At 54.2% G+C, this 384-nt stretch carries 1 protein-coding gene; it reads left to right on the forward strand.

Annotated elements, in window-relative coordinates; genetic code table 11:
- Positions 1–40 precede the first annotated feature (40 nt).
- Positions 41–384: winged helix-turn-helix domain-containing protein (locus tag KDH83_RS31900; protein ID WP_212323196.1), on the forward strand; the 344-nt coding region annotated here is incomplete at its 3' end.

Below are 384 nucleotides of genomic sequence, written 5' to 3' on the forward strand. Positions count from 1 at the left end.
TATACGTTCACAGGTCAAGAGTATTCCTCCCATTTTGGCCTTGACCCACGAATTCCCTGACACAGACCTCGCGAGCCTCTATGACGCGGGAGCTGACGACGTCATGTTCCGACCATTTCGTATAGCCGTTTTTGCGGCACGCGTGCACGCCCTGGCGCGACGCGTCTACCCGAATTTCGAACATCAGGTGGATAAGCTAAAAGTAGGGTCGTATGCCATCAATGTGGCGACGCGCCGACTAAGCCTGAATGGCCAGCATGTGAAGCTCTCCAACCGTGAATTCGACTTGGCCCTGCTCCTCTTTCGCAACGTTGGCCACTTGGTAAGCCGGGCAACACTGGAAAAGACAATCTGGGGTAGGGAATTAGGTATCGACTCCAAGAC

The organism is Achromobacter sp. Marseille-Q0513 (assembly GCF_018195695.1).
Taxonomy (GTDB): domain Bacteria; phylum Pseudomonadota; class Gammaproteobacteria; order Burkholderiales; family Burkholderiaceae_B; genus Achromobacter.